Annotated in this window: 1 protein-coding gene; it reads left to right on the plus strand. The window is 59.1% G+C overall.

Annotated features, from left to right (window positions below; genetic code table 11):
* The coding region (locus AA105894_RS15910) for an autotransporter-associated beta strand repeat-containing protein (protein ID WP_373316795.1) at positions 1–596 on the plus strand (596 nt) is incomplete at both ends.

Here is a 596-nt window from a genome sequence, read left to right on the forward strand (position 1 = left end):
AACCAGATCGGCAGCGGTCTGACGGTGCTGACCGGCAACAATAGCTATACGGGTGCGACAGACGTTTCGACCGGTGCGCTGCAGGTCGACGGTGACCAAAGCGGGGCAACAGGTGCGACTTCTGTGGCTTCAGGCGCGCAGCTGGGCGGTGCAGGCACGATCGGTGGCAATGTCTCGATCGCGGATAACGGCATTCTGTCCCCGGGTGATGGAACGCATGGCGTGGGAACGCTGACGATCAACGGCAATCTGACGCTTGCCAATAATGCGATCCAGAACTGGGATCTTGGTCAGGCCTATGCCGAGGGTGGTCAGTATAACGATCTGGTGCGCGTCAAAGGTGACATGACCTTTGGTGGCACCCTCAATGTCACGGGTGTTGCCAATGGCACAAGCGTCGTACCCGTCGATTCCAGGAACGGCCTGGGTCGGGGCGTCTATCGCATCTATACTTATGATGGTGCGCTGAGCGGCGCACAGAACGGCAAGCTGGGCACGGTCGATACGGCACCGGGCACCAGCCTCGCACTTCAGACCTCGATCAATCACCAGATCAATCTGGTCGTCAGCGATGGAACACTCTCATTCTGGGATGG

Origin of the sequence: Asaia spathodeae NBRC 105894, from assembly GCF_025994195.1 — a bacterium.
Taxonomy (GTDB): domain Bacteria; phylum Pseudomonadota; class Alphaproteobacteria; order Acetobacterales; family Acetobacteraceae; genus Asaia; species Asaia siamensis.